The 24,325-nt window shown below is 62.7% G+C and carries 19 protein-coding genes; 10 read left to right on the forward strand and 9 right to left on the reverse strand.

Going from position 1 to position 24,325, the window contains the following annotated elements:
• Positions 1–142 precede the first annotated feature (142 nt).
• The 3 genes from RH950_RS14125 (at position 143) to RH950_RS14135 (ending at position 3,660) form a co-directional block, all read left to right on the forward strand.
• Positions 143–1,453, forward strand: a complete 1,311-nt coding sequence (locus tag RH950_RS14125; protein WP_350057809.1) for an ammonium transporter — start codon at positions 143–145, stop codon at positions 1,451–1,453.
• An 11-nt stretch (positions 1,454–1,464) separates the two neighbouring features.
• A complete protein-coding gene (locus tag RH950_RS14130) occupies positions 1,465–1,803 on the forward strand; it encodes a P-II family nitrogen regulator (RefSeq protein ID WP_350057811.1) in 339 nt (112 codons plus the stop codon).
• A 120-nt stretch (positions 1,804–1,923) separates the two neighbouring features.
• Positions 1,924–3,660: a SulP family inorganic anion transporter gene (locus tag RH950_RS14135; RefSeq protein ID WP_350057813.1), complete on the forward strand. Its 1,737-nt coding sequence runs from the start codon at positions 1,924–1,926 to the stop codon at positions 3,658–3,660.
• A gap of 7 nt (positions 3,661–3,667) precedes the next feature.
• Here the strand turns inward: RH950_RS14135 and RH950_RS14140 are convergent, their stop codons facing one another.
• Both RH950_RS14140 and RH950_RS14145 read right to left on the reverse strand, forming a co-directional pair.
• A complete protein-coding gene (locus tag RH950_RS14140) occupies positions 3,668–4,474 on the reverse strand; it encodes an alpha/beta fold hydrolase (RefSeq protein ID WP_350057815.1) in 807 nt (268 codons plus the stop codon).
• Positions 4,475–4,611: 137 nt separating this feature from the next.
• Entirely contained in the window at positions 4,612–5,973 is a 1,362-nt protein-coding gene (locus RH950_RS14145; RefSeq protein ID WP_350057817.1) for an MATE family efflux transporter, read from the reverse strand.
• Positions 5,974–6,048: 75 nt separating this feature from the next.
• Here RH950_RS14145 and RH950_RS14150 point away from each other — a divergent pair, with 75 nt between their 5' ends.
• The 5 genes from RH950_RS14150 to RH950_RS14170 all read left to right on the forward strand — a co-directional run bounded on the left by RH950_RS14150 (position 6,049) and on the right by RH950_RS14170 (position 12,581).
• On the forward strand, positions 6,049–6,987 hold the full coding sequence (locus tag RH950_RS14150) for an AEC family transporter (protein WP_350057819.1): 939 nt from the start codon (positions 6,049–6,051) through the stop codon (positions 6,985–6,987).
• Positions 6,988–7,105: 118 nt separating this feature from the next.
• Positions 7,106–8,464 carry a multicopper oxidase family protein gene (locus RH950_RS14155; RefSeq protein ID WP_350057821.1) on the forward strand — a complete coding sequence of 453 codons (1,359 nt, stop codon included), beginning with the start codon at positions 7,106–7,108 and terminating at the stop codon, positions 8,462–8,464.
• A 111-nt stretch (positions 8,465–8,575) separates the two neighbouring features.
• Complete coding sequence (locus tag RH950_RS14160; RefSeq protein WP_350057823.1) at positions 8,576–9,373, forward strand: enoyl-CoA hydratase; 798 nt, start codon at positions 8,576–8,578, stop codon at positions 9,371–9,373.
• 2 nt (positions 9,374–9,375) lie between these two features.
• Positions 9,376–11,202 carry an O-acetylhomoserine aminocarboxypropyltransferase gene (locus tag RH950_RS14165; protein ID WP_350057825.1) on the forward strand — a complete coding sequence of 609 codons (1,827 nt, stop codon included), beginning with the start codon at positions 9,376–9,378 and terminating at the stop codon, positions 11,200–11,202.
• 863 nt (positions 11,203–12,065) lie between these two features.
• Positions 12,066–12,581 carry a PAS domain-containing protein gene (locus RH950_RS14170; protein WP_350057827.1) on the forward strand — a complete coding sequence of 172 codons (516 nt, stop codon included), beginning with the start codon at positions 12,066–12,068 and terminating at the stop codon, positions 12,579–12,581.
• 70 nt (positions 12,582–12,651) lie between these two features.
• On the opposite strand, the gene RH950_RS14175 is transcribed toward RH950_RS14170, so the two are convergent.
• From RH950_RS14175 to RH950_RS14185, 3 genes are read right to left on the reverse strand one after another with little or no spacing between them, the layout of a single operon-like run.
• A complete protein-coding gene (locus RH950_RS14175) occupies positions 12,652–13,665 on the reverse strand; it encodes an NAD(P)H-dependent flavin oxidoreductase (protein WP_350057828.1) in 1,014 nt (337 codons plus the stop codon).
• 5 nt (positions 13,666–13,670) lie between these two features.
• On the reverse strand, positions 13,671–15,797 hold the full coding sequence (locus RH950_RS14180) for an acetate--CoA ligase family protein (RefSeq protein ID WP_350057830.1): 2,127 nt from the start codon (positions 15,795–15,797) through the stop codon (positions 13,671–13,673).
• The gene (locus RH950_RS14185) at positions 15,794–16,516 is read right to left on the reverse strand and encodes an SDR family oxidoreductase (protein WP_350057832.1); all 723 of its coding nucleotides are present in this window, start codon (positions 16,514–16,516) and stop codon (positions 15,794–15,796) included. The genes RH950_RS14180 and RH950_RS14185 overlap by 4 nt, the downstream gene beginning before the upstream one ends.
• Positions 16,517–16,720: 204 nt before the next feature.
• On the opposite strand from RH950_RS14185, the gene RH950_RS14190 reads away from it, so the two are divergent.
• Both RH950_RS14190 and RH950_RS14195 read left to right on the forward strand, forming a co-directional pair.
• A complete protein-coding gene (locus RH950_RS14190; RefSeq protein ID WP_350057834.1) occupies positions 16,721–17,782 on the forward strand; it encodes an alcohol dehydrogenase in 1,062 nt (353 codons plus the stop codon).
• A gap of 125 nt (positions 17,783–17,907) precedes the next feature.
• A complete protein-coding gene (locus RH950_RS14195; RefSeq protein ID WP_350057836.1) occupies positions 17,908–18,789 on the forward strand; it encodes an NAD-dependent epimerase/dehydratase family protein in 882 nt (293 codons plus the stop codon).
• Between the two features lie 3 nt (positions 18,790–18,792).
• Here RH950_RS14195 and RH950_RS14200 read toward each other — a convergent pair whose 3' ends face one another.
• The 4 genes from RH950_RS14200 to RH950_RS14215 are packed head-to-tail and all read right to left on the reverse strand — an operon-like array spanning position 18,793 to position 24,286.
• On the reverse strand, positions 18,793–20,445 hold the full coding sequence (locus RH950_RS14200) for an alkaline phosphatase family protein (protein ID WP_350057838.1): 1,653 nt from the start codon (positions 20,443–20,445) through the stop codon (positions 18,793–18,795).
• Positions 20,390–21,211: a MaoC family dehydratase gene (locus tag RH950_RS14205; RefSeq protein WP_350057840.1), complete on the reverse strand. Its 822-nt coding sequence runs from the start codon at positions 21,209–21,211 to the stop codon at positions 20,390–20,392. The genes RH950_RS14200 and RH950_RS14205 overlap by 56 nt, the downstream gene beginning before the upstream one ends.
• Positions 21,212–21,234: 23 nt before the next feature.
• Positions 21,235–21,948: a class I SAM-dependent methyltransferase gene (locus tag RH950_RS14210; protein WP_350057842.1), complete on the reverse strand. Its 714-nt coding sequence runs from the start codon at positions 21,946–21,948 to the stop codon at positions 21,235–21,237.
• 13 nt (positions 21,949–21,961) lie between these two features.
• Positions 21,962–24,286, reverse strand: coding sequence for a molybdopterin guanine dinucleotide-containing S/N-oxide reductase (locus RH950_RS14215; RefSeq protein WP_350057844.1), 2,325 nt, complete (start codon positions 24,284–24,286; stop codon positions 21,962–21,964).
• Positions 24,287–24,325 lie beyond the last annotated feature (39 nt).

Below are 24,325 nucleotides of genomic sequence, written 5' to 3' on the forward strand. Positions count from 1 at the left end.
GGCCGGCAGATCATTGTTTGATCAATTATTAGGCACGGCGCTTTTCTGCTTGCAGAACGAGCAACGCTGCATAGTCTTCCCGCTTGGCGGGTACGGGGGTACCCACACCGGAAATCGACTTTCAGGGGGGGAAGCATTTTTCATGACACATATCCGGAGGCTCGCCTCCCTCAGCTTCACCGCTGCCGCCGCCTTCGGGTTCGGCATCGGTGAAGCCAGGGCGGCAGATGCTTTGAGCAGCGGGGATACGGCCTGGATCCTGACGGCCACCGCGCTCGTTCTGTTTATGACCCTGCCTGGTCTGGCACTCTTCTACGGTGGGCTGGTGCGCGCCAGGAATGTGCTGTCCGTCCTGATGCATTGTTTTGCCGTCGCCTGCGTGGCCTCGATTGCCTGGCTTGTCGCGGTTTACAGCCTGTCTTTCGACGATGGCGGGGCCCAGCAGGCATGGATCGGCGGCCTCGGGAAGGCGTTCCTGGATGGAGTTGGCCCGGACACCCTCTCGGGGTCGATCCCTGAAACCGTCTTTTTCATGTTCCAGATGACCTTCGCGATCATCACCCCGGCCCTGATCGTCGGCGCCTATCCCGAGCGCATTCGCTTCGGCGCGGTCGTCGCCTTCAGCCTGGCCTGGCTATTCCTCGTCTATGCGCCGGCATGCCACTGGGTCTGGGGCGGAGGCTGGCTTGCCGATATGGGCGTGATGGATTTTGCCGGCGGTATCGTGGTTCACGTGACGGCCGGCGTATCCGCACTCGTACTCGCGATAGTGCTCGGTCCGCGACGCGGATTCCCTCAGGAAATTCGCCCGCCGCACAGCCCCGGCATGACGGTAACCGGCGCGGCCATGCTGTGGGTCGGCTGGTTCGGCTTCAATGCCGGATCCGCGCTCGCTGCGGACGGCAATGCCGGGATGGCGATGACCGTCACCCACATCTCGGCGGCGGTCGCTGCTCTGGTCTGGGCCGTCACCGAATATTTCCGTTTCGGAAAGCCAAGCGTGATCGGCATCGTCACCGGCATGGTTGCCGGGCTGGCGGCGATCACTCCGGCCTCCGGGTTCGTCGGACCGATGGGGGCAATCTGCATCGGCCTGGTCTCGGGCTTCGTCTGCCAGTGGTTCACCACCTGGATCAAATTCAGGATCAAGATCGACGACTCTCTGGATGTCTTTGCCGTTCACGGTATCGGCGGCATCATAGGCACGCTGCTGGTGGCCGTCTTCGCCGCACCGGGTTTCGGAGGTCTGGGTCTCGCCGAGGGCACGACGATCACAGACCAGCTTCAGGTCCAGGTAATCGGCGTCCTGTCCGTCGCGCTCTGGTCCGGCGTGGTAACCTGGATCATTGCCCAGCTCATCGCCCGGACAATCGGCCTGCGAGTCAGCGAAGAGAGCGAGATTGAAGGCCTTGATATCATCGCGCATGGCGAGCGCGGCTACGATCTAACCTGAGGAGACTGATCATGAAGATGATTATCGCAATCGTGAAGCCGCATCGCCTGGACGAGGTGCGTGCGGCCTTGCAGGAGATCGGCGTTCACGGAATGACCACAGGCGAGGTCAAGGGATATGGCCGCCAGGGCGGCCACAGTGAAATCTACCGTGGCGCGGAATATACGGTGAATTTCGTGCCAAAGATAAAGGTCGAGGTGGTCACCAGTAACGCGCTCGCGGATCAGGCCGTCGAGGCTATCACCCAGGCCGCAAGGACCGGTAAGATCGGCGACGGAAAGATTTTTGTGCTCGATGTCGCCAGGGCTGTCCGCATCCGCACGGGCGAGGACGGCGACGACGCGCTTTGAGTTGCGGCAATATCACGCGCGGAAAGGCCGGGACACTCCCGGCCTTTCTTGCTTTCATACGCTATCGCATCAACCTGAACTGACCGATTTCGGCCATCCGGCCGGAACCGGATTCATCGCATGAGCAGAAATACAGCACCGCCGCCCCTCAACAGGGCGCCAACCTTTGTCGAAGCCTTCACCCCGAAGCTGGTGACCATCCTGCGCGAGGGTTACGGCCTGGCGAACCTGCGGGCGGACGCCATGGCGGGCCTCACCGTCGCCATCGTCGCCCTGCCGCTCTCCATGGCCATCGCCATCGCGTCGGGGGCAACCCCGGCTCAGGGGCTCTATACCGCGATCTTCGGGGGCTTTCTGGTATCCGCCCTCGGCGGCAGCCGGTTCCAGATCGGCGGGCCGGCAGGCGCCTTCATCGTTCTGGTGGCGACCACCGTTCAGGTGCATGGCATGGACGGGCTGATCCTCGCCACCATGCTCTCCGGGCTGATGCTGGCGGCAATCGGCCTGTTCCAGCTCGGCACCTACATCAAGTTCATCCCCTATCCGGTAACCGTCGGATTCACTGCCGGAATCGCCGTCATCATCTTTGCCAGCCAGATCAAGGAACTGCTTGGCCTGAGCATGTCCGAACCGGAACCGGGACCGCTCCTGGAGAAGCTGCCCGCACTCTGGGGTGACCTGCCGACCGCCGATCCGGCCACCATCATCCTTGCCGCGGCAACCATCGCGCTTATCTCCGGCCTGAAACGCATTCGCCCGCACTGGCCGGGCATGCTCATCGTGGTCGCCGGTGCCGCACTGGCAACAATCTTTCTTGACCTCCCGGTCTCGACCATTGCCTCACAGTTCGGCGGCGTGCCGAGCAGCCTGCCCCTGCCGTCCCTGCCGACCCTGGACGCGGCAAAGATCGTGGCCGTTCTGCCGAATGCAATTGCCTTCGCCCTGCTCGGCTCAATCGAGTCCCTGCTCTCGGCAGTCGTGGCCGACGGCATGACGGGGCGGCGGCACCGCTCGAACTGTGAGCTGGTGGCCCAGGGCATCGCCAATGTGGTGTCGGGCCTGTTCTCCGGCATCTGCGTCACCGGCACCATCGCCCGGACGGCCACCAATGTCCGGGCCGGCGCGCACGGTCCGATAGCGGGCATGCTGCACGCGCTGTTCCTGCTCGGCTTTATCCTCGTCGCCGCCCCGCTCGCCGGTTATATCCCGCTCGCGAGCCTGGCCGGCGTGCTGGCCCTGGTGGCCTGGAACATGGTCGAGAAGCACGCCTTCGCCACACTGATACGCGCCTCGCGCGGCGACGCGGCCGTACTGCTCGCGACCTTCTTCCTGACCATCTTCCGGGATCTGACGGAAGCCATCATCGTCGGCTTTGCACTCGGCTCCGTCCTGTTCATCCACCGGATGTCGAAGACCACCGCGATCGAGACCCAGCGTCCCTTCGTGGCAGAGGACGAGGCTGACAGTTCGGACGGCGCCCGCGCGCCCTATGAAGAGGATGCGGAGAATGATCCGGAGATCGTCATCTATCGCATTTCGGGAGTGTTCTTTTTCGGCGCAGCCGCATCCATCGGGTCTGTCCTCGACCGGATCGCCGACACCCACCGGGCGTTGATTATTGATTTCAGCGCCGTTCCCTTTGTCGATTCAACGGCGGCGAACACCATCGAGGTGCTCGCTCACAAGGCCGGCCGCAGCGGCGTCTCCGTCTATCTGACAGGCGCCGTTCCTGGCTCCCGCCGGGACCTGGAAGCACATGGGCTTCGGCCGCCGCTGGTGCGCTATTCCGAAAGTATCGAAAGCGCCGTGCGCGAAGCCAGGGCGGAAGAACACCGGAAAGCGGCGCTCCTCCGCTGACATAAGCCTACAGCGTCGCGGCGAACGCCATGATATCGGCCGCGAATTTCGCTGGCCGCTCCGCCGGGATAAGGTGGCCCGCATCGCTGTACACCAGATGGGTTTTCTTCGCGATCCGGGTTTCAAGTTCGGCAATGTCCGCCTCGATACGGAAAACCCGGTCATGTTCCCCGGTCATCAGCAGAACCGGTATGTCGAGCTTCTCGTAGGGAAAATCCCAATCCGTGCTGACGGATCCCTTCATCAGCTCATAAAGTCCCTCGCCGTCCTTCATCGGCTGGTAGTCGCCCTGCAGCAGAGTGGGCCGCATCTTCGCCAGCTGCTCCGGGTTGACCAGCATCGGCAGGTTGGCCTCCATGATCAGCTGCCCCCCGCCGGTCGCCGCCATGCGGACCATGGCGCTGTTGATCCATTCCAGCCTGAGGCTGGGCTTGCGCAGGGTATTGATAAGCACCAGCCCTTCGGCGCGCGCGCCTTTCAGATAGGCCTGGGCCGCAAACAGGCCGCCGATCGACAGGCCCGCCAGGATGGGTCGCGGCGGTGCCACGTGATCGACGATCCGCTTCAGGTCCTCGACGATGGTCACCGGGCCGAGGTCGGTATCCGGGCTAAACGCACTCTCCGCCTGACCGCGAAAATTATAGGCGAGCGTGCCGTATCCGGCCGCGCGCAGGGCCGGACCGATTGCCTCGACCTCCCACATCCCGGTATTGCCGGTCAGTGCATTCACGAAAACGAAGGTCTGCCCCTTCGCGCCCGGCGCCTGATACTCATAGTAGAGACTGTTGCCGGCGCTGATTTCCAGATTGGCCATTTTATCCTCCCATCCATACTTTTTTGACGACTATAAGCTCAGAATTTAGCCCCTGCCAGCCACGGGATGGAGCACCTCTCTTGTTACCAGGCGGCGCGACAGTCTCCCTTTGCGGGGTGTCACGCAGGCCTCAGACTCTAATGCCTCCAAGGCCCCAGCCTCAGGGCCAGGGCGTTGAAAATGCCATAGGTCGTCATGGCCCCCGCCACGAGCAGGAAAACGGTTCCTTCGTCCGTCGCGGCCCGGTCCAGCAACAAGACACCGCCGCCCAGCAACACTGCCAGCCGCAGACCGGCACCGGTGACCGGCAGGACCAGCGTGTTCATTGCCTGACTGGAAAAATAGAGGCACAGACCAAGTCCGAAGAAGGTGTAACTCGGTCCGACGAAGCGCAGGTAGCGTGCCGTCGTGACGGCGATCTCCGGGTCGCTCGTGAACAACCCGCTCCACAGCCCCGGCACCACCGCGAGCCCTGTCCCGATTAACCCGACGGACAGGGCGGCGAACCAGCTGCCGATCCAGCTCACCCGCAGGGCCCGCGCACGGAGCCCCGCGCCGACATTGGCACCCGCCATGGCGATGCTGGCACTGCCGAAAGCGAATATGATCGGAATAAGGACAAGCTCCAGACGGACCCCGATGCCGTACCCCGCAAGCGATTGCGGGCCGATCCGCGCCATATAGCCGGTCACCACCATCGCCATTGCAACAGTCAGCACGGACTGCACGCTGGCGAACGCCCCCCGTCGGCCGACCGTGAGAACCTGCTGCCAGCGGATCTGCCCGACAACCTGCACCCATTCCGGCCGGTTGATGTGGAACAGATAGGCCGCGAGATAGAGACTGCCCGCGCCGAAGCCGATCAGGATCGAGAGAGCCGCCCCCGGAATCCCCATGGAAGGAAACGGGCCGGCACCCGCGACCAGCAGCGATGCGGCCAGGAAATGCACCGATACCGATACACCGAGCCCCAAAGCCGGCCGCACCATGTCTCCGGAACCCCGCAGGAGGCTGGCCAGCATGTTGAAAACCCAGACGATGACAATTCCGGGGAACAGCACCGCAGCATAATCAACAGCGACCTGCAGGACCTCCCCGCTGGCGCCGAGAAGCCGGAACAGGGCCGGTCCGAAAAGCCAGACGATCACGGCACTGAACACCCCGCCGGAAATGGCAAGGATGAGCGCGGTCCGGACAAGCGCGCCCGCTGCTTCATGATCCTTCCTACCCAGCGCCCGTGCCGTGGCGGCGACCACGGCTCCGCCCATGGCGCCGGCGGAAAACATCACAGAGAGCGCGAACAGCGGAAACACCAGCGCAACACCGGCCAATGCCAGCGGACCGAGCCGGCCGATGAACCAGCCGTCCGCGATGTAGAGGGCGGACTGCATCAGACCGCCGAGCAAACCCGGGACCGCCAGACGCACGATCCGGCGCGCGATCGGTCCCTCCAGGAACGGATGGGATACGGCGCCGGCGATGTTTGTCTTGACTGTCATCGGAGGTCTTTTTCCGCTATCGAGAATGGAGTCACTGACCGGTTCACCGGCGCCATTTCCCAATTCGGACTCTCCATGGAAATCCTGATCGACATCATCCTGCCGGTCTTCGGTACCGTCTTCATTGCTTATTTCGCCACCCGTTTCGGGCTGTTTCCGGAGACGGCGGTCGACGGCCTTTCCAAGTTCGTCTTCACCTTCGCCATACCGCCCATGCTGTTTCACACCATGTCCCGCCAGACTCTGCCGGACCCGATCGAATGGGAATTCCTGATCTCGTTCTTCGGCGCCGGCTATATTGTCTGGATTCTCGGCATGCTGGTGTCAGTGTGGGTGTTCCGCCGGAACTTCGCTCATGCTTCGTTGGCAGGGATGACTGGCGCCTTCGGCAATACGGTTTTGCTTGGCATCCCGTTGATCCTGACCACTTTCGGCGATGCCGGGACGCTGCCCGTCTTCCTGATCATCGCTTTTCATTCCTGGCAATGGTTCGCGATCGTCACCGTGCTGGTGGAAGCCGGCCGCGGGGAGAAAGGCGCTCTGGCCAGTATCCCCTGGTCCATCGCCAAGAGCCTGGTCACCAACCCGATCCTGATCGGTCTCATGCTGGGCCTCGCCTGGAACATGTTCGATCTGCCGCTTCCGCAGCCCGTCGTCGACATTACCGGTTTTCTCGGCCGCGCCGCCCTGCCCTGTGCGGTCTTCGCCATGGGCGCCTCGCTCGCCCGATACCGGATCTCCGGCGCGATCTGGGAGGCGCTTGCCGGCAGCGCTCTGAAGCTGATCGCCTTTCCGGCCATAACCTATGCAATCGCAACATATATCTTTGCCATAGACCCGCTCTGGCGCGACATTGCGGTGATCATGGCCGCGCTGCCGGTCGGGGTGAATGTCTATCTTTTCGCCGACCGCTACGAGGCGGGTGCCCCCGCCGCTGCGACATCCATGCTGATCTCCACCTTCCTGTCTTTCGGCACGATTGGTTTCCTTTTGCATTTTCTCAGCGTCCGGTAGCCCCATATCATTGGTGTTCGCTGAAATGCAGCGACGGTCGGAAGAACCGGGAAAGTCGGAAGAACCGGGAAAGGCAGAACAGGTGCGAAATCTTTCCAGACGGAATGTGCTTAAAGCCATGGGTGCGGCGGGTATTGCAAGTGCAGTCACGGCCCGACCGGTATCTGCTGCCGCCTCACCTGCAACATCCCTGGAAGCGCGGCCGGGAACAGCGCGTCTGGCGCCGGCCGAATACAAGCCGACACCGATCTGGGGATATGACGGCGGCGTGCCCGGCCCGACCATCCGGGTGCGGCAGGGCGAGCGCCTTGACCGGGTGTTTCTGAACAATCTGCCGCAACCCTCCACAATTCACTGGCATGGCATCAGGATAGACAATGCCATGGACGGGGTTCCGGAACTGACCCAGAGCGCCGTGCCGCCGGGCGGAAGCTTCGATTACGGCTTCACCCTGCCCGATGCCGGCACCTACTGGTACCATCCGCATAACCGGACATGGGAGCAGCTGGCACGCGGGCTCTATGGCGCCCTCATCGTCGAGGAGGCCGAGGGGCCCGACGTGGACCGGGACGAGGTCTTGCTGATCGACGACTGGCGCCTGACCGAAACCGCGGAGATCGCGGAGGATTTCGGCGCCATGCACGACTGGTCCCATGGCGGTCGCATCGGCAACTGGATCACGGTCAATGGGAACGGTTACTGGAGCTCGGAAGCGCGGCAGAATGACCGGCTGCGGCTCCGCCTGATCAACGCGTCGAATGCGCGTATCTTCAGTCTCAGCCTGAAGGGGCTTTCCGGCTGGGTCGTCGCGCTGGACGGGCAGCCTCTCGCCGTCCCCGAGACTGCAGGGCAACTCGTCGTGGCGCCGGCGCAACGCGTAGATCTGATCGTCGATGTCACTGCGGATGCCGGTACGGAGGCCTCTCTCGTCTCTCATGAGCGCGGCGGCAGTTATGCCGCCGCCGTCTATCGCGTGGGTCAGGCCACAGCAGACCGGAGAACGGAAGCACCGGGGCCGCTGCCGGCAAATCCCCTCACCATGCCAGGGCCGCTAACAACCGCCCGATCGGTCGATCTCGTGATGGATGGCGGTGCCATGGGCGGGATGCGCAGCGCGGTGCTAAACGGGCAGGACACCGACATCCGCACACTGGTGAGACAGGGCAAGGCCTGGGCCTTCAACGGGCAGGCAGAGATGACGGATACCCCTCTCCTGTCGGCCCGGACCGGCGAGACCATCCGCATTCGCATGGACAATAGAACTCGCTGGCCCCACGCCATGCATCTGCACGGTCACCATTTCCGGCAGGTGCTCGACGAAGAGCGCATGGGACCCCTGCGGGACACTCTTCTGATGCAATCGGGCGAGACCACGGAAATCGCCTTCGTCGCGGACAATCCAGGGAACTGGCTGCTGCATTGCCACATGGTCGAGCATTCGGCGGCAGGCATGATGACATGGCTGCGGGTCGGCTGATCAAATCGCCATTCCGATCATGGTGATGCCATCACCATGTCTGTTCCTTGACGCCCTAGGACGCTAGTATTCGCGCCGAAGCAAGGCGGAATAGCCAACCGGGAGGAAACAATGTCAGTCGCCGAAGAAACCGAGCACAGGCTAGTATTGCGCCAGGACCGGGACGGCATTGCCCGCCTCACCCTGAACCGGCCAAAGGCCTATAACGCGCTCTCGCTCGGTCTGATGGCCTCTGTTCAGGACGAACTGGAGGAGATCTCCGTCAACAGGAGCATAAAAGCCGTAGTGATCGAAGGGGCCGGCAAAGGTTTTTGCGCGGGACACGACCTTCGTGAGATGCGTTCCCGGACAGATGAAAGCTTCCATCAGACGGTGTTCGCGGCCTGCTCGAAACTGATGCTGACCATCACTGGCCTGCCCCAGCCGGTCATCGCCAAGGTGCACGGCATCGCGACCGCCGCAGGCTGCCAGCTCGTGGCCACGGCCGATCTGGCCATCGCCGCCGACAGCACGAAGTTCGGCACCCCGGGCGTCAATATCGGCCTGTTCTGCTCCACCCCGATGGTCGCCGTGTCCCGCGCCATCCCGCGCAAGCAGGTGATGGAAATGCTGCTCACCGGTGAGATGATCGATGCCGCGACGGCGGTCGCGCACGGCCTGATCAACCGCGCGGTTCCGGAAGCGGACCTCGAAGATGCCGTGCAGGAAATGGCCGGCCGGATCGCCTCGAAGTCGCCGCTGGTGCTGAAGACAGGCAAGAAGGCCTTCTACCGGCAGCTCGAGATGCCGCTCGCGGACGCCTACGCCTATACCAGCCAGGTGATGGTCGACAACATGCAAGCCCGCGATGCAGCGGAAGGGATCGACGCCTTTATCGAAAAGCGCGCGCCCGAATGGACCGGAGAATAGACATGGCCGAAAACGAAGCGCCGCAGAAGATCGATCACGAGACTTATCCGGACAGCTACATCAAGGAGATCCTCTCCTCCGTGCACACAATCGCCGTGGTCGGGGCCAGCCAAAAATGGACCCGGCCGAGTTATTTCATGGCGAAATACCTGCAGGGCAAGGGCTATCGGATCGTCCCCGTCAATCCCGGTCTCGCCGGCCAGGAAATCCTCGGCGAGCCGGTCTATGCCTCCCTGAAGGACATTCCCTTCAAGATCGACATGGTCGATATCTTCCGCAATTCGGAAGCCGCCGGACCGATCGCCGAGGAAGCGATCGAGATCGGCGCCGACGTGGTCTGGATGCAGCTCGGCGTGCGCCATGACGCCGGCGCCGAGAAAGCGGAAAGGGCCGGTCTCAAGGTGGTGATGAACCGCTGCCCGAAGATCGAGTTCTCCCGGCTCTATGGCGAGCTTTCCTGGCATGGCTTCGACAGCAAGGTGATTTCGTCGAAACGCCGCACCGTCGGTAAGGCCTCGGAAACGGCGCCCGGCACCGGCACTTCCAATGCCCCGAAACAGTCGGCCGGGTTCGAGACCCGTGCCATCCATGCCGGTGCCGCGCCTGACCCGACCACCGGTGCCCGCTCGACACCGATCTACCAGACCACGGCCTATGTCTTTGAGGACGCGGACCACGCCGCCTCGCTGTTCAATCTGCAGACTTTCGGCAACATCTACGGGCGCTTGTCCAACCCGACAACGGCGGTGCTGGAAGAACGGATTGCCAGCCTTGAAGGCGGCCGGGGCACGACCTGCACCGCATCCGGCCATTCGGCGCAGATGCTCGCCCTGTTTCCGCTGATGCAGCCGGGCGACCGGATCGTCGCCTCCACCCGGCTTTATGGCGGCTCGATCACCCAGTTCGGCAAGACCTTCAAGAAATTCGGCTGGGAGTGCGATTTCGTGGACATGGACGATGCGGATGCCGTGCAGGCCGCCGTCGCCAATCCGTCCTGCAAGGCGCTCTTTGCCGAATCTCTCGCCAATCCAGGTGGTGTGATCAGCGATATCGCTCTGCTCGCCGAAATCGCGCACCAGGCGGGCGTGCCGCTGATCATCGACAACACCATGGCCACCCCCTATCTTTGCCGGCCATTCGAACATGGCGCCGACCTGATCGTGCACTCGACCACCAAGTTCCTGTCCGGTCATGGCAATGCCATGGGCGGGGCGGTAGTCGATTCCGGAAAGTTCGACTGGGGACAGAACGACAAGTTCCCTTCCCTCTCCGCGCCCGAGCCCGCCTATCACGGGATTTCCTTCTGGGAGAGCTTCGGTGACCTGGCCTTCACCACCTACGGCCACGCGGTCGGACTCCGGGACCTTGGGCCGACGATGGCGCCGATGAATGCCTATCTCACCATCACCGGCATAGAGACCCTGCCGCTGCGCATGGAGCGTCACGTTGCCAACGCGGCAAAGGTTGCCGCCTATCTGGAGGGGCATCCGGCCGTATCCTGGGTTTCCTATGCCGGCCTCGAGAGCAGCCCCTACTATGCACTGGCGCAGAAATATCTGCCCGGCGGGGCCGGTTCCGTTTTCACCTTCGGAATCAAGGGCGGGTATGCGGCCGGCGTCAAGATTGTCGAGCGGGTCGAGTTGCTCAGCCACCTCGCCAATATCGGCGATACCCGCTCCCTGATCCTGCATCCGGCATCGACCACGCACCGGCAACTCACCGAAGAGCAACGGGTGGCCGCAGGCGCGGGTGACGACGTCATGCGGATATCCGTCGGGCTGGAAACCGCAGAAGACATCATCGCGGATCTGGAACAGGCCCTCCAGTAGAGTCAGCAATATCATAGCACTCAGGCGTGGCTATCCAGCCATGGTCCTATGTTGTTCCGGAGTCGCGTGCATGACCATCATCGTGCGCACCCGCTTTGCGCTGTCACCTGCCAGACAGGTGTCTGTTTTACATCATCCCCGAACTGCGAGCGCTTGACGAATGAAGGCGCCAGAGGGCCGACGGCAACATCGCACCTGCGAGACAAGACCTGCAGGCCCAGAAGCTGAAGAGACGGGTTCCGCACATACAACTTATTGATGTCATTCAGAATCATACAAATATCCGCTTTCGCGTAATCGACCCCTGGATCGAGAAAGGGTTCAGCGGAGACGGTACGGGCAAGATGATTCCGGAAAGTGACGCGACCGAGTGTTCGAAGGCCGTTCACCGTAAGACTCTAACCCGGTAACAAAACCCGATTACCCTGTCTTATCAGGCCAATAACCAATTGAAATGCAGGTAGAGAACTCTCTTCCAACGGACAGATCATGCTGCCTGCGATCACCGATAGCCATACCGGCGACAAGGTAATTTCAGGCCTGTATTACCTCACCGCAGCGATCTGATACATACATGCTGCCGTATTCCGCGCATTATTATTTTCCCAAAATTTCCGCGGCACCATCACCAAGGTGCATGGCTGCCATGAAATCAGCAATTTCGCACATGCGAAGGTTGACCGACCAGGAAATCCGACCAATATGCGCCGCCATCGCTGCTGGAATTCTTTCGCAGAAATTCCGGACTGACAGCGTGAGGATCGCAGCGTGTGGACGGATACGGCCGACAGACCTGTGCCAGCTGACTTGAAGCGTGCGTTCCCCTGAATTTGGCAAAGCGTTCCTGACCAAAGGATAAACTGTTGCTCTACGATGAAGGCAGCACGGCCGCAAGAACATCCTCGTCCGATACGATTTGCGCCCGCATTCGCAATACCAGCGACCTGATCAGGCCCGAGCTCAAGTCCCTCTACAGCCTGTGGCAAGAAAAGGCCGGCAAACGGCGTGCACCCGCCCGCTCCGACTTCGATGTTTCAGAACTTGTTCCCTGGCTGCCGCACATCCTGCTCTCCGATTATCTGGATAACGGCACCGACGCCCGGTTCCGGGTGGTTGGTACCTGGATCGTCGAGCAGTATGGCAAGGATCATTCCGGGAAGACGGCCTCGGAGATCGATTTTGCCGGGCGCAGTCTGGAAATCCTTTCCGAATACAACATTGTCGCGAACGCAATGATGCCGCACCGCGTCTGCGGCGCCTTCTTCAAGCATACCGGAGCCCGGGATTACCGGACCGCCGAACGTTTGCTCCTGCCGCTCAGCAAGGACGGTGCGGTCTGCGACAAGTTTCTCACCGCGATCTATTTTATCGACGACTAGATTGCGCTGCCATCAATGGGCTGAACGAGCATCCGGGAAATCGGGCAGCCACTCAGAAAATACAGGTTTCCTACTCTGCCGCCGCATCCCGGCCGACGCGCAGCCTGGCAAGGCGATCAAGCGCCTCGTCCATCTCGTCGACCATGCGGTCGATGATCGCCCCCAGCGGCTCGATCCGGTCGGCGAAAACCGCTGACTGTCCCATCGAAAGCAACCCCTTTTCCGGATTGCCTTCCTCGTAGGCCTCCCGCTGCAAGGTTCCGCGGACATGTTCGCGGTAACTCTCGTAGTCATTCGCCCCCGCTGCCTCGAGATCAGCGACACTCCGCGCGGTCTGGTTATCCAGCACCCGGTAGGTGTTGCGCATGGAGGCCAGCACCAGGCGGGAACTGGTCTCGTCCGCCTCAAGCACGCGTTTCTTCACGGCGTCGTGGCTCCATATCTCGGATGCGACCAGTAGCCGGGTTCCCAGGATCACGCCTTCCGCACCGAAGGACAATGCACCGGCAACCTGCCTGCCGTGACCGATCCCGCCGCCGATCACCACCGGGATATCGACACGGAGCGATGCCAGCACGCCCTGCACCATGTTCCCGATCATGTTCAGCCCGGGATGCCCCCCGCATTCCATGCCGACGACCGACACCGCATCGATATCGAGCTTGGTCGCCGCCGAAACCGCATGCCGGACCGAGGCGACCTTGTGAATCACCACAGCCCCGGCATCCTTCAGTTGCTTCACCAGTTCCGCCGGCGGCATGGCGGCAGTCTCGAACCGGCGCACACCGGCCTGCAGGGCGAGGTCCGCGTGCCCCGACAGCATCTCGTTCTCTTCCGGACGCTGGGAGATGTAGAGATTGACGCCGATGGGATTGCCGTTCGCAAGCGCGTGCGCCTTCTCCAGTTCTTCCTTCCAGCGGCCTGGATCGGGGAAGGTCTTCGCCGTCATGAAGCCGATAGAACCGGCATTGGCCGCGGCGGCAGCATAGTTCGCATCGGCAAGCCACATCAGGCCGCCGCAAAGGATCGGGTGGCGGATGCCGAAGAGATCGGTGATCCGGGTACGAACGCTTTGCGGTCTCATCGCGCTCAATCCTTTCTGCTTGCCGGGGGAACGATCAATGCGTCGACGGCAACGGCACCCTGGCCTTCCGGAAGCACGATAAACGGGTTGATGTCGATACTGTCCAGCCTGTCAGCATTCGCGGCCGCAAAGACGGATAGTTTCGACAAGGCCTCGGCCAGCGCCGCGATATCGGAAGGCGGAGCACCCCGGACACCTTCCAGAACCTTGTAGCCCTTGATCTCCCGGATCATCCGGTACGCTTCCTCGACCGAGAACGGCGCCAGCCGGAAGCTGACATCCTTCAGGACTTCGATCAGGATGCCGCCGAGCCCGACCATGACCGCCGGGCCGAACACCGGATCGACCTGCACGCCGATGACGGTTTCCACACCGCCGGAGACCATCTCGCAGACGATCACACCGTCGATGCTGGCGTCCGGGCGCTTTTCCGCGGCCCGTGCCATCAGGGTGGCGAACCCGTCCCGCACGGCGTCGGCGCCTTCAAGTCCGACCAGCACACCACCGATCTCCGTCTTGTGCGCGATATCCGGCGAGGCGATCTTCAGCACAACCTTGCCGCCAAACGCCTCTGCTGCCGCCACGGCTGCATCCGCCGAGGTCACCAGCGTCTCCCGCACCACGGGAATGCCGGCGGAGGCCAGAATGCGTTTCGCCTCATGCTCGGCCGTCGGATGGTCCGGAACAGGCTCCGCCCCCGCCGGAAGCTCCGGCAGGGCTCCGTTTTTTGCCGCGAAGGCCCGGCCGAAATACATCAGCCCGTTCGCCGCCGTGATTGCCGGCACCGGATCGTCGAACATCGGATAGCCGTTGGCCTCGTAGAACCGCGTGTTCTCTTCGCTCGCCAGGATCGAGAAGAACAGATGTTTGTCCGGACGGCTCTCCCGGATCGGTTTCAGGGTCTCGAAAATGTCCAGGGCAATTTCGGGTCGCGCCGCGACGGCAGTGAAGAAGGAGATGACAACGTCATAGTCCCCCTCCTCCATCATGATCTTCAGGCATTTCGCGATCGCATCGCGCTGGTTGAAGGCCTGCCCCGTCACGTCCACCGGATTGCGAGGTGCCGCAAAGGGGAAGAGCTCGAGCATCTTCTTCTGGCCGGCCTCAGAGAATTCCGAGACGTCGAGCCCGAGCGCCGACGCACTGTCCGCCATCTGCACGCCGAGACCGCCGGAGATGGTGATGAAGCCGATCTTGTTGCCGTCCGGGAAATGCCCGTGCTGGCAGGCATAGGCCACTTCAAGCATCTCGTTCGCATCGTCGGCACGATAGACGCCGTATTGTTTGAACATGCCGTCGATGACGGCATCGGTCCCGGCCAGGGCCGCCGTGTGCGAGGCCGCCGCCGCGGCGCCGATATCGCTGCGACCGACCTTGACCATGACAATCGGCTTGCGCAGCTCCCGCGCCTTCTCGAAAGCGGCCTTCAAGCCGGCGCCGTCACGGATGCCCTCGGCATAGGACATCACCACCTTCACTTCTGGATCATCAAGCAGGTAGGAAATGCATTCTGAAAGCTCGACATCCGACTCGTTGCCTGTGGTGATCCAGCGCCCGACCTTCAGGCCGCGCTTGCGGGCAAGGTTGTAGATATGGCCGCCATAGGCACCGCTCTGGCTGGCAATGGCGATCGGGCCCGGCTCCGGTGGATCGACCTGTGGCGATGAGGAGAAGGTCCCGGTCCAGCCAATGGAGGCGTTGAAGGCACCGAGGCAATTGGGCCCGAGCACACGAATGCCCGTGCGTTTGGCGATCTCCGTCAGGCGCGCCTGCATGGCTTCGCCGTCGGCGCCCAGTTCGGAGAAACCGGAGCTGAACACGATGCATGCCCCGACGCCTTTGGCGGCGCAGGCCTCGATCGTCTCCGCGACCAATGGGGCCGGCAGCGCGACGATGGCGACATCGACGGCCTCCGGAACATCGCTGATCGTCGGATAGGCCTTGAAGCCCTGCACAGTCTCCCGCTTCGGGTTCACCGGATAGATCGCGCCCTTGTAGCCATGACGCACCGAATAATCGATCGGCCGGCCGCCGATCCGCATCGGATCGTCGGACGCGCCGATGACGGCGATGGATTTCGGCGCGACGAGCCGGGCCAGGTTGCGTTTCCGGAGATCGCTGAGATCGTTCATAGCGGCGCAGCCCCAATTGTCAGACCGCCACAGACATAAAGCACCTGGCCGGTACAGAAGCCGGCATCCTCGCCGGCAAAAAACGCAACGGCCGACGCGACATCCTGCGGCTGGCCGATCCGGCCGACCGGGATGGCCGCCTCGATGGCATTGCGGCTGTCGGACCCAACGGGATTGCCGTCCTCGAACATCTCGGTGGCGATCGGTCCCGGCGCGACGCAGTTCACGGTAACCCCGTCCGGCCCCGCCTCGATGGCCCAGGTCCGGGTGGCGGCCGCGATGCCGCCCTTGGTGACCGCATAGGCGCTGCGTCCATGTTTGCCGAGCGCGGCACGTGAGCCGATATTGATCACCCGCCCGAAACCGCGCTGCCGCATGCCGGGCAGAACCGCCTGCATGCACTGATACGGCGCCCGGATATTGACGGACATCAGGTGCTGCAGGGTTTCCGGTGTCACCTCCTCGATGGTGCCGAGCGGGGCGATGCCCGCATTGTTCACCAGCACATCGATCTCGAACTCGTCCACGATCGCGGCCAGCGTCTCCCGGGTCGCATCCGCATCGCCCAGATCCGCCGTCCTGAACGCGCCGTCGAAACTGCCGGTCGGCGCTGTCCGTGCAAGACCAACGACGCTGTATCCACGATCTGCAAGATACGCGGCAACGGAGCGTCCGATTCCGCGACTCGCGCCCGTAACCAAAACGGTTCTAGCGCCCATATTCTTCCCTTCCCCCGGATCCGGCCGATTTCGGTCTCTTGCCGAATTGTCACCGATCCTTTCGCGGCCACCGGTTCGGATTCCGCGCGATTGTTTTTCAAGACAATGCCAGTCTCGCACCTTGTTGGCGGCATATAAGACCGCCTAGAGTTACGAAAACGAAACTGAATTTCGCAATAGCGATTAACAGGAGGAAACCGGTCCATGCAAATGCGTAGTTGGAAAGTCACCGATTTCGGCAAGCCGCTGGAAATGATCCAGCAGGAAATCCCGGAGCCGACCGGAACCGAAGTTCTCGTCAAGGTGACACGCTGCGGGGTCTGCCATTCCGACCTGCATATCGGCGACGGCTATTTCGACCTTGGCTCCGCCGGGCGCCTGAACATGGGCGACCGCGGTGTTCCCCTGCCCCACGTGCTGGGCCACGAGATCCTCGGTGAGGTGGTCAAAGGCGGCCCGGACGCGGGTCCGGTCCCGACCGGCGAGACCAAGCTGATCCATCCCTGGATCGGCTGCGGCGAATGCTCGATCTGCAAATCAGGCCAGGAGAATCATTGCGCCAAGCCGCGCACCCTCGGCGTTTATCGCGACGGCGGTTATCAGGAATATGTCCTGGTTCCGCATGCCATGTTCCTGGTCGATATTGGCGATGTCGATCCTTCCGAGGCAACCCCCTTTGCCTGCTCCGGCGTCACGGTCTACAGCGCCCTCAGGAAGGCGCAGCCGGTGCTTGACGATGAGTGGCTGGTGATCATGGGCGCCGGCGGGCTTGGCCTTGCGGCTGTCGGCATCGCCCGTGCCATGGGCTTCAAGCAGATCCTGTCCTGCGACATCGACGATAAAAAGTTGGCTGCAGCGAAGGATATGGGCGCGACGGCAACCCTGAATATTTCCGGGGATGATGCGGCCGAGGCTCTGGCCACGGCCACCGGGGGCGGCCCCCGTGCCGTCGTCGATACGGTCGGAGCCAACCCGACCGCAAAGCTCGGCTATGGATCGCTCGTCAAGGGCGGCCGCTATGTCATCGTCGGCCTGTATGGCGGCGATTTCACCATCCCGCTGCCCACCCTTCCACTGCGCGCGGCCGCGGTCATCGGCTCCTATGTCGGCAGCCTGAAGGAGCTGAAGGAGCTCATGGAACTGGTCAAGGCAGGCAAGGTGAAGCAGGTGCCGATCGAGAACCGGCCGATGGACCAGGTTCAGAGAAGTCTGGATGAGCTTCGCGCCGGCAAGATCGTCGGGCGCGTGGTGCTGACCAACGACTAGACAAATAGCGCCGGGCGGCCGACATCCCGCCCGGCGCGCTACTTCTTCAAGATATTTCTTGTTATTTATTTCGGGCCCCGGGTGTATCCTCTCCGTTCCACGTCATCCAGCCCGGAACATTCCTCATGCACGTCCTCCTGCTCGGCGGCACCGGCTCGATCGGTTCCGCCATACTCGAAGAGCTGCTTTCACATCAGCACCAGGTGACAGCCCTCGCCCGCTCCAGCAAAGCGGCGGAGCAGCTGCGCGCCAGAGGGGCGGAGCCGCTCGCCGGCGACCTGACCAGGCCCGCCGAATGGGCGGGGGCCGTCACCGGAGTCGATGCTGTCATTCAGGCTGCCGCCGCGTTCGACACCGACATGGAGGCGATCGACAAGGCAGCGCTTGAAGCGATCGCCGCCGCGGCCTCCGGACGTGATGCTCCGCTCCGCGTCCTCTATACAGGCGGGTGCTGGCTCTTCGGCGAAACCGGCAACCGGGTCGCCAGCGAAAGCATGCCGTTTGACCCGCTGCCAAGCTTTGCCTGGATGGTGGAGAACTGGGAATGGTTGCGCAAGGCACCGGGTATCGCCCCGATCCTGATTCACCCGGCAATGGTCTATGACGAGGCCGGCGGTGTTCTGCATCGCTATATCGATGCGGCATTGAAAGGCGTCTCGATAGAGATATGGGGATCGGCGGATGTGCGCTGGCCGCTCGTCCACCGTACGGATCTCGCCTCCGCCTATCGGCTCGCGCTGGAAAAGGGAATTCCCGGGGAAAGCTATTGCGTTGCGGCCGAAGACGGCGTGCCGACCGGCGCGCTTGCCGATGCGATCAGAAAACGGGCCGGCTCTCTTGCCCCGCACATAATCCTCCCAGTCTCCGAGGCGGTTGCCCGCCACGGCGCGTGGGCTGCCGGTCCGGCGCTGCAGCAACGGATGAGCGGCAGGAAGATAAAACGGGAGCTTGGCTGGGGCCCGCGCCATAACGACGCCGTGGCGCTGCTCGGCACCCGTCCCCGATAGAGATCAGGGATCGTTCGGCCGCCAGTAGCCGATCAGGATGCCCTGCCGATCCGCGGCGCCGGTCCTGGCGACGATCTCGTCGTCCGAGATGGTGACGCGAAGCCGGCGGTTCCGGAACCAGGTGAACAGGGTCTCGTGCAATTCGGCCCGGATGGCGGCATGGTCCGGGTCGGCCCCGAGATCCGAGAATTCGCCCGGGTCGGCTTCGAGATCGAAGAGCTGCGGGCGGAATTTCTCATGCAGAACATATTTCCAGCGCTCGGTCCGCAGCATGAAACAGCGGGCATCCATCGGGTCGAGAGCAAGATCGGCGCGGGCATCCCGACCCGAATAGTCGCTTTCGGAGACCGCGAAAGAACGCCAGTCCGCCTCCTGGCCATGAAGCAGCGGCGTCAGGGACCGCCCCTCGAGGCGATGATACGGAACCTCTCCCCCCACCGCTTCGATGAAAGTCGGCACGAGATCGATGGCCTCGACCAGCTTCTGCGACACCGTACCGCGCGTTGCGTCCGCCGCGGCACGCGGGTCGCAGACAATCATCGGGATGCGCACGGACGCTTCGTGGAACAGGTCCTTCTCTCCAAGCCAATGGTCGCCGAGATAGTCCCCGTGATCGGATGTAAAGACGATCATGGTGTCCTCCATCCGGCCGAGACGTTCCAGTTCAGCCATCAGACGGCCGAAATGATCGTCGATCTGCTTGATCAGTCCCATATAGGCGGGAACGATGGTCTCCCGCGCCTCCGGACGCCGGAACAGCCGGCTGTCCTTGTGCCGCATGAATGCGCCGTAGACCGGGTGCGGATCCCTCCCCTCGCGCGCGTCCCGGTGCACCGGCAGCACCTGTTCCGGCCCGTAGAGCGAGGCGTAGGGTTCGGGAACGATATAGGGCCAGTGCGGTTTTATGTAGGACAGGTGCAGGCACCAGGGCTGGTCCCCCATCCCGGTAATGAAGTCGATCGCCCGATCGGTCATGTAGGGCGTCTCGCTGTCTTCCTCGCGGATGTCCGCGGCCCCGTTCGAATGCCCCCAATACCAGCCATCCAGCGTCTCGCCGTCCCCGTCACGCACTGAATTCGCATGACCGGACCATGGGTTCTCGCCTGAATAGCCCTTCTGACGGAGATAGCGGTTGTAGGGCATATCCGGGTCGGCACGCCGGTCCGGATGCAGGCCGTCATCCCGCTCGAATGGCTCGAAGCCGCATTCGGAAACCAGCACGCCGAATTCGGAAACAGGGTCGAGGCCGAGCCGCGCCATGCCGGCGCGGTCTTCCGTCATATGGGTCTTGCCGGCCAGCGCAACCTTGAGGCCGAGCGGCCGGAGATAGTCGCCGAGGGTCCATTCATCGACACGCAGCGGATAATTGTTCCAGCCCACGCCATGGCTGAACATGTACCGCCCCGTATAGAAGGACATCCGCGATGGCCCGCAGATCGGCGACTGGCAGAACGCGCGGTCAAAGCGAACCCCGCGGGCCGCCAGCGCGTCAATATGCGGGGTATGCAGGTGAGGATGGCCGGCACAGGAGAGATAGTCCCAGCGCAACTGGTCACACATCACGAATAGAATGTTCCGAACCGTCCTGGCGCTCATCGGGTCAGACGTAGGAAAGCGACGAGACGGTGAGCTCGGACGCCATCTTTCCAGCGGCATTCAAGGCGCGGATGCTGTCAATGAAACCGGTGTCCGCCCGGTGCCGCCAGAGGCTCGTTTCCTCGTCCCAGAAAACAGGGCGCCTGAATTTCGCCGAAACCTCGAAAGATTTCGGCGGACCGTCTTCGGTCAGCAGCCCCATCATCCAGACCATGGTCTGAAGCCCCTGTGCCAGCGGCGCGCGATACCCGAGCCTGGCGGCAAAGGCCGACTCGAAATGGATCAGGTTGCCGACGTCGGAGGAAAACAGCGTGACGTCTTCCGGCGTCATGGACTTTTCCGAAACCGGATCGAAGCCGTCGCGCGGGTCGGATGGGCTGGCCGACGGCGTCTTTGCCGCCGCCGCCCACTTTTCCTTGTCCGGCACCAGACCGATCACATCGGCTGTGAGTGCGACGGTGCCATCCTTCAAAACGAATTCGAAAGTCCGGTGCAACCGGTGGCCCCGGGAGACCTCTTCATATGCCTCGATCCAGCCGCGCTGCGTCACAGTCTCGCCGATGGCGATCGGTTCAAGCTGCCTGAAGCGCTGCTCGGTCTGTACCAGACCGTCGACCTGGTGCCCGGCCTCGCGCATCGCCTTGAAACAATCCTGGCCAAACAGGCCGGCCGCCGCCTGGTCTCCGTAGAGCGCGGGATTGACCCCGCAGGCTTTCAGCCGGCTCGCCTGATAGTCCCGCGTGCGGGTCACGGGCCGCTCCGGGAAGCGGAACCCCGGATAGAACTCTTCGGTCTTGGTGCGCGGCGCAGGGGCTGCATGGACCATTTCACTCTCCCGTCCGGAAGGCACTAGAAAGAAGGGTAGGCTATAATCTTGTCGCCAACCTTGACCAGCTTGTGCTGGTAATCGGCGGATTGCGAGCGGATTTCAACCGTCGCCTCCGATCGCAACACAAACCGCTCGGCAAACTCCCTGAGTCCCGGATGAGGCGATTTGGCCAGAACGTAGGAGGGAAAAGATTCCGAGATCATCGTCATGGCGACGAGATGCGCTCCCGAATCCCTGATGAAGTCACGCACACCTTCAACGACGCCGAAGCCCCGTGCCCGCGCCACCGGGCTGTTGGTAAAATCATGCCCGAGTATCAGCCCGTCTGGCTTTACCTTCGGCCAGACGAGATGAAGGTCCTCGCGCACCGCGTCGCGTGTATGCATGGCGTCCACATAAGCCCAGTCGAAGGTATGGTCATCGAATTCCGGCAGCACGTCCTTCGAGAAACCGCGCCGGACATGGACAACGCCGGTTTCGATTTCGGCGCTGAATTTCCTCAGGACCGCGCCATAACGCTCCTCGTTCGTCTCGTCGTCCACATTATTGGCGTCCAACTGGTAGTCGGGCCGGTCCTGGTGGACCCAGGGATCCACCAGGTGAAGCCGGGACGGCCTGACCATCTCGAGAATATCCGAGGAGAATACACCTTCAGCGACACCGATCTCGATCCCGACGCCACCTGCGGGCAGGCAGCCGATCAGGCTTTTCCGGGTCATCTTACCGACCAGCATGTTCTTCCGTCTCTCAAACCTTTTCTTCGATTGGCGGCGGCACAAACGAGGTCACCGGCGGCGGCGTTCCTTGATATTTTTCGACATCGACCAGAACCGACTGCGCGCTTGGCCCCTGTCCGATGCGGGATGTCCCGATATCGCGGGTCAGCACGTTCGGGTTGCCATGCTTGCAGAGCGAGCCAACCACGCCCGGCTCTTCGGGATCGTACCAGGCCCCGGTCGACAGCTGCACGACACCCGGCCGCACCGCGTCGGAGATGATCACCCCGGCAAGACAGGCTCCGCGGTCATTATAGAGCCGGACCACATCGCCATTCTCGATACCGCGCGCTGCCGCATCGGCCGGGTTCATGGTCATTGGCTCGCGATCCCGGATCTTCGAGCCGCGGCTGACGCCGCCGCTGTCGAGCTGGCTGTGCAGCCGCGTTTTCGGCTGGTTCGAGATCAGGTGCAGCGGGTATGTCTCCGCCAGGGGCGCGCCGAGCCATTCATAGGGCTCCGCCCAGACCGGATGGCCCGGTGTGTCGTCATAGCCGAATTCAGCGATGGCATCGGAAAACAGTTCGATCTTGCCGCTCGGGGTCGGCAACGGATTCGTCTCCGGATCTTCCCGGAATTTTCGCAACAGTACGACCGGCGTTTTCGGCTGCAGCACTTCCATCGCGCCAATCTCTCGGAAGGCCTCGAGGTCAGGCAGCTCGAATTCGGCTTCCGCCGCACGCTGCCGGGCCTGATCCCAGAGATGCCGCAACCAGGCTTCCGCATCCCGTCCTTCAGTGAAGGCGTCGGCGACTCCGATCCGCTCGGCCAAGCCGGTAAAGACGTCGTAATCGTGGCGGGACTCGCCGATCGGCTCGATCGCCTTCTGCATGGCGACGATGGTCTGCTCCCAGTGGGTCATGGAGAGATCATCGCGTTCCAGGGCCGTGGTCGTCGGAAAGACGAAGTCGGCATGCCGGGCCATCGCCGTCCACCAGATCTCGTTGACGAAGACGGTGTCGGGCCGGCGGATTGCCTGTACCAGCCGGTTCAGGTCCTGATGGTGGTGGAACGGATTACCACCCGCCCAATAGACCGCCTTGATGTCCGGATAAGAATGCGTCCCGCCATCGAACTCGAAGCTGGCGCCGGGATTGAGCAGCATGTCGGAGATGCGCGCGACCGGGATGAATTTATCAACCGCGTTGCGGCCCTGCGGCAGGGCCGGCCATTTGAACATTTCCACCGGATTGCCGATGCCGTTCTCGGAGCCGTATCCGAGCCCGAAACCGCCGCCCGGCAGGCCGATCTGCCCCAGCATCGCCGCCAGCAGGATGGCCAGCCAGTAAGGCTGCTCGCCATGATCGGCGCGCTGCAGGCTCCAGGCGACCATGATCATGGTACGGCCATCGGCCATGCGGCGGGCGAGTGTTCGCAGAGTTTCAGCGGGAACCTCGGAGATCCCTTCCGCCCATTCCGGCGTCTTGGGCTGGCCGTCGGTCTTGCCCAGCAGATACGGCAGGAACCTGTCGAAGCCGACGCAATAGTCGGCAAGGAAACCTTCGTCATGCAGTCCCTCTGTATAGAGGGTATAGGCCAGCGCCAGCATGATCGCCGCATCGGTATTCGGACGCGGAGCGATCCATTCGGCCTCGATCATTTCGATCGCATCATTCCGGATCGGGCTGATATTGACGAACTCGACCCCCATTTCGTAGGCGTTCTTGAGGCCCTCGAACACAGTGTGCCGGCCGACCCCGCCGGAGGTCACCTGGCCGTTTTTCACCGGTGCGCCACCGAACATCACGACCAGTTCACTCGTCTCGGCAATCACCGGCCAGGTGGTGTGAGTATCGAGCAGGTCCTTGAAAGGACCGACAACATGCGGCGTGATCGCCTGCCCTGCCGCATAACTGTAAGTCCCGACATGCCGGACATAGCCGCCCATGCAGTTCAGGAACCGGTGCACCTGGCTCTGCGCATGATGAAACCTTCCCGAGCTGGACCAGCCATATGACCCGCCGAAGATCGCCTCATTGCCATGCTCGGCGGCAATCCTCTTCAATTCGGCGGCGGCCATATCGAGCGCCTCGTCCCAGGGAACGACGACAAACGGCTCGCTGCCCCGCCCCTCACGGGAGGCCGGGCCGTTCTTCAGCCAGCCCTTGCGGATCATCGGTCGGCGCACCCGGACCTGATCATCGATCGCATCGACAATGCCTGGACCAATGATGGCCGGCGCCGGGTCCTTGTCGTAATCGTGCATGGCGACGAGCTTGCCATCCTCGACTTCGGCAAAATAGGTACCCCAATGGGCGGATGTCGGTATCAGGCGGCGGTCGGTCTTGAGGGCCATGGTGCGTTCCCGGATTCTGTCTGCGGCGACTATGTGACA

It is taken from the genome of Nisaea sp. (assembly GCF_040217065.1).
In the GTDB taxonomy this organism is placed as follows: Bacteria; Pseudomonadota; Alphaproteobacteria; order Thalassobaculales; family Thalassobaculaceae; genus Nisaea.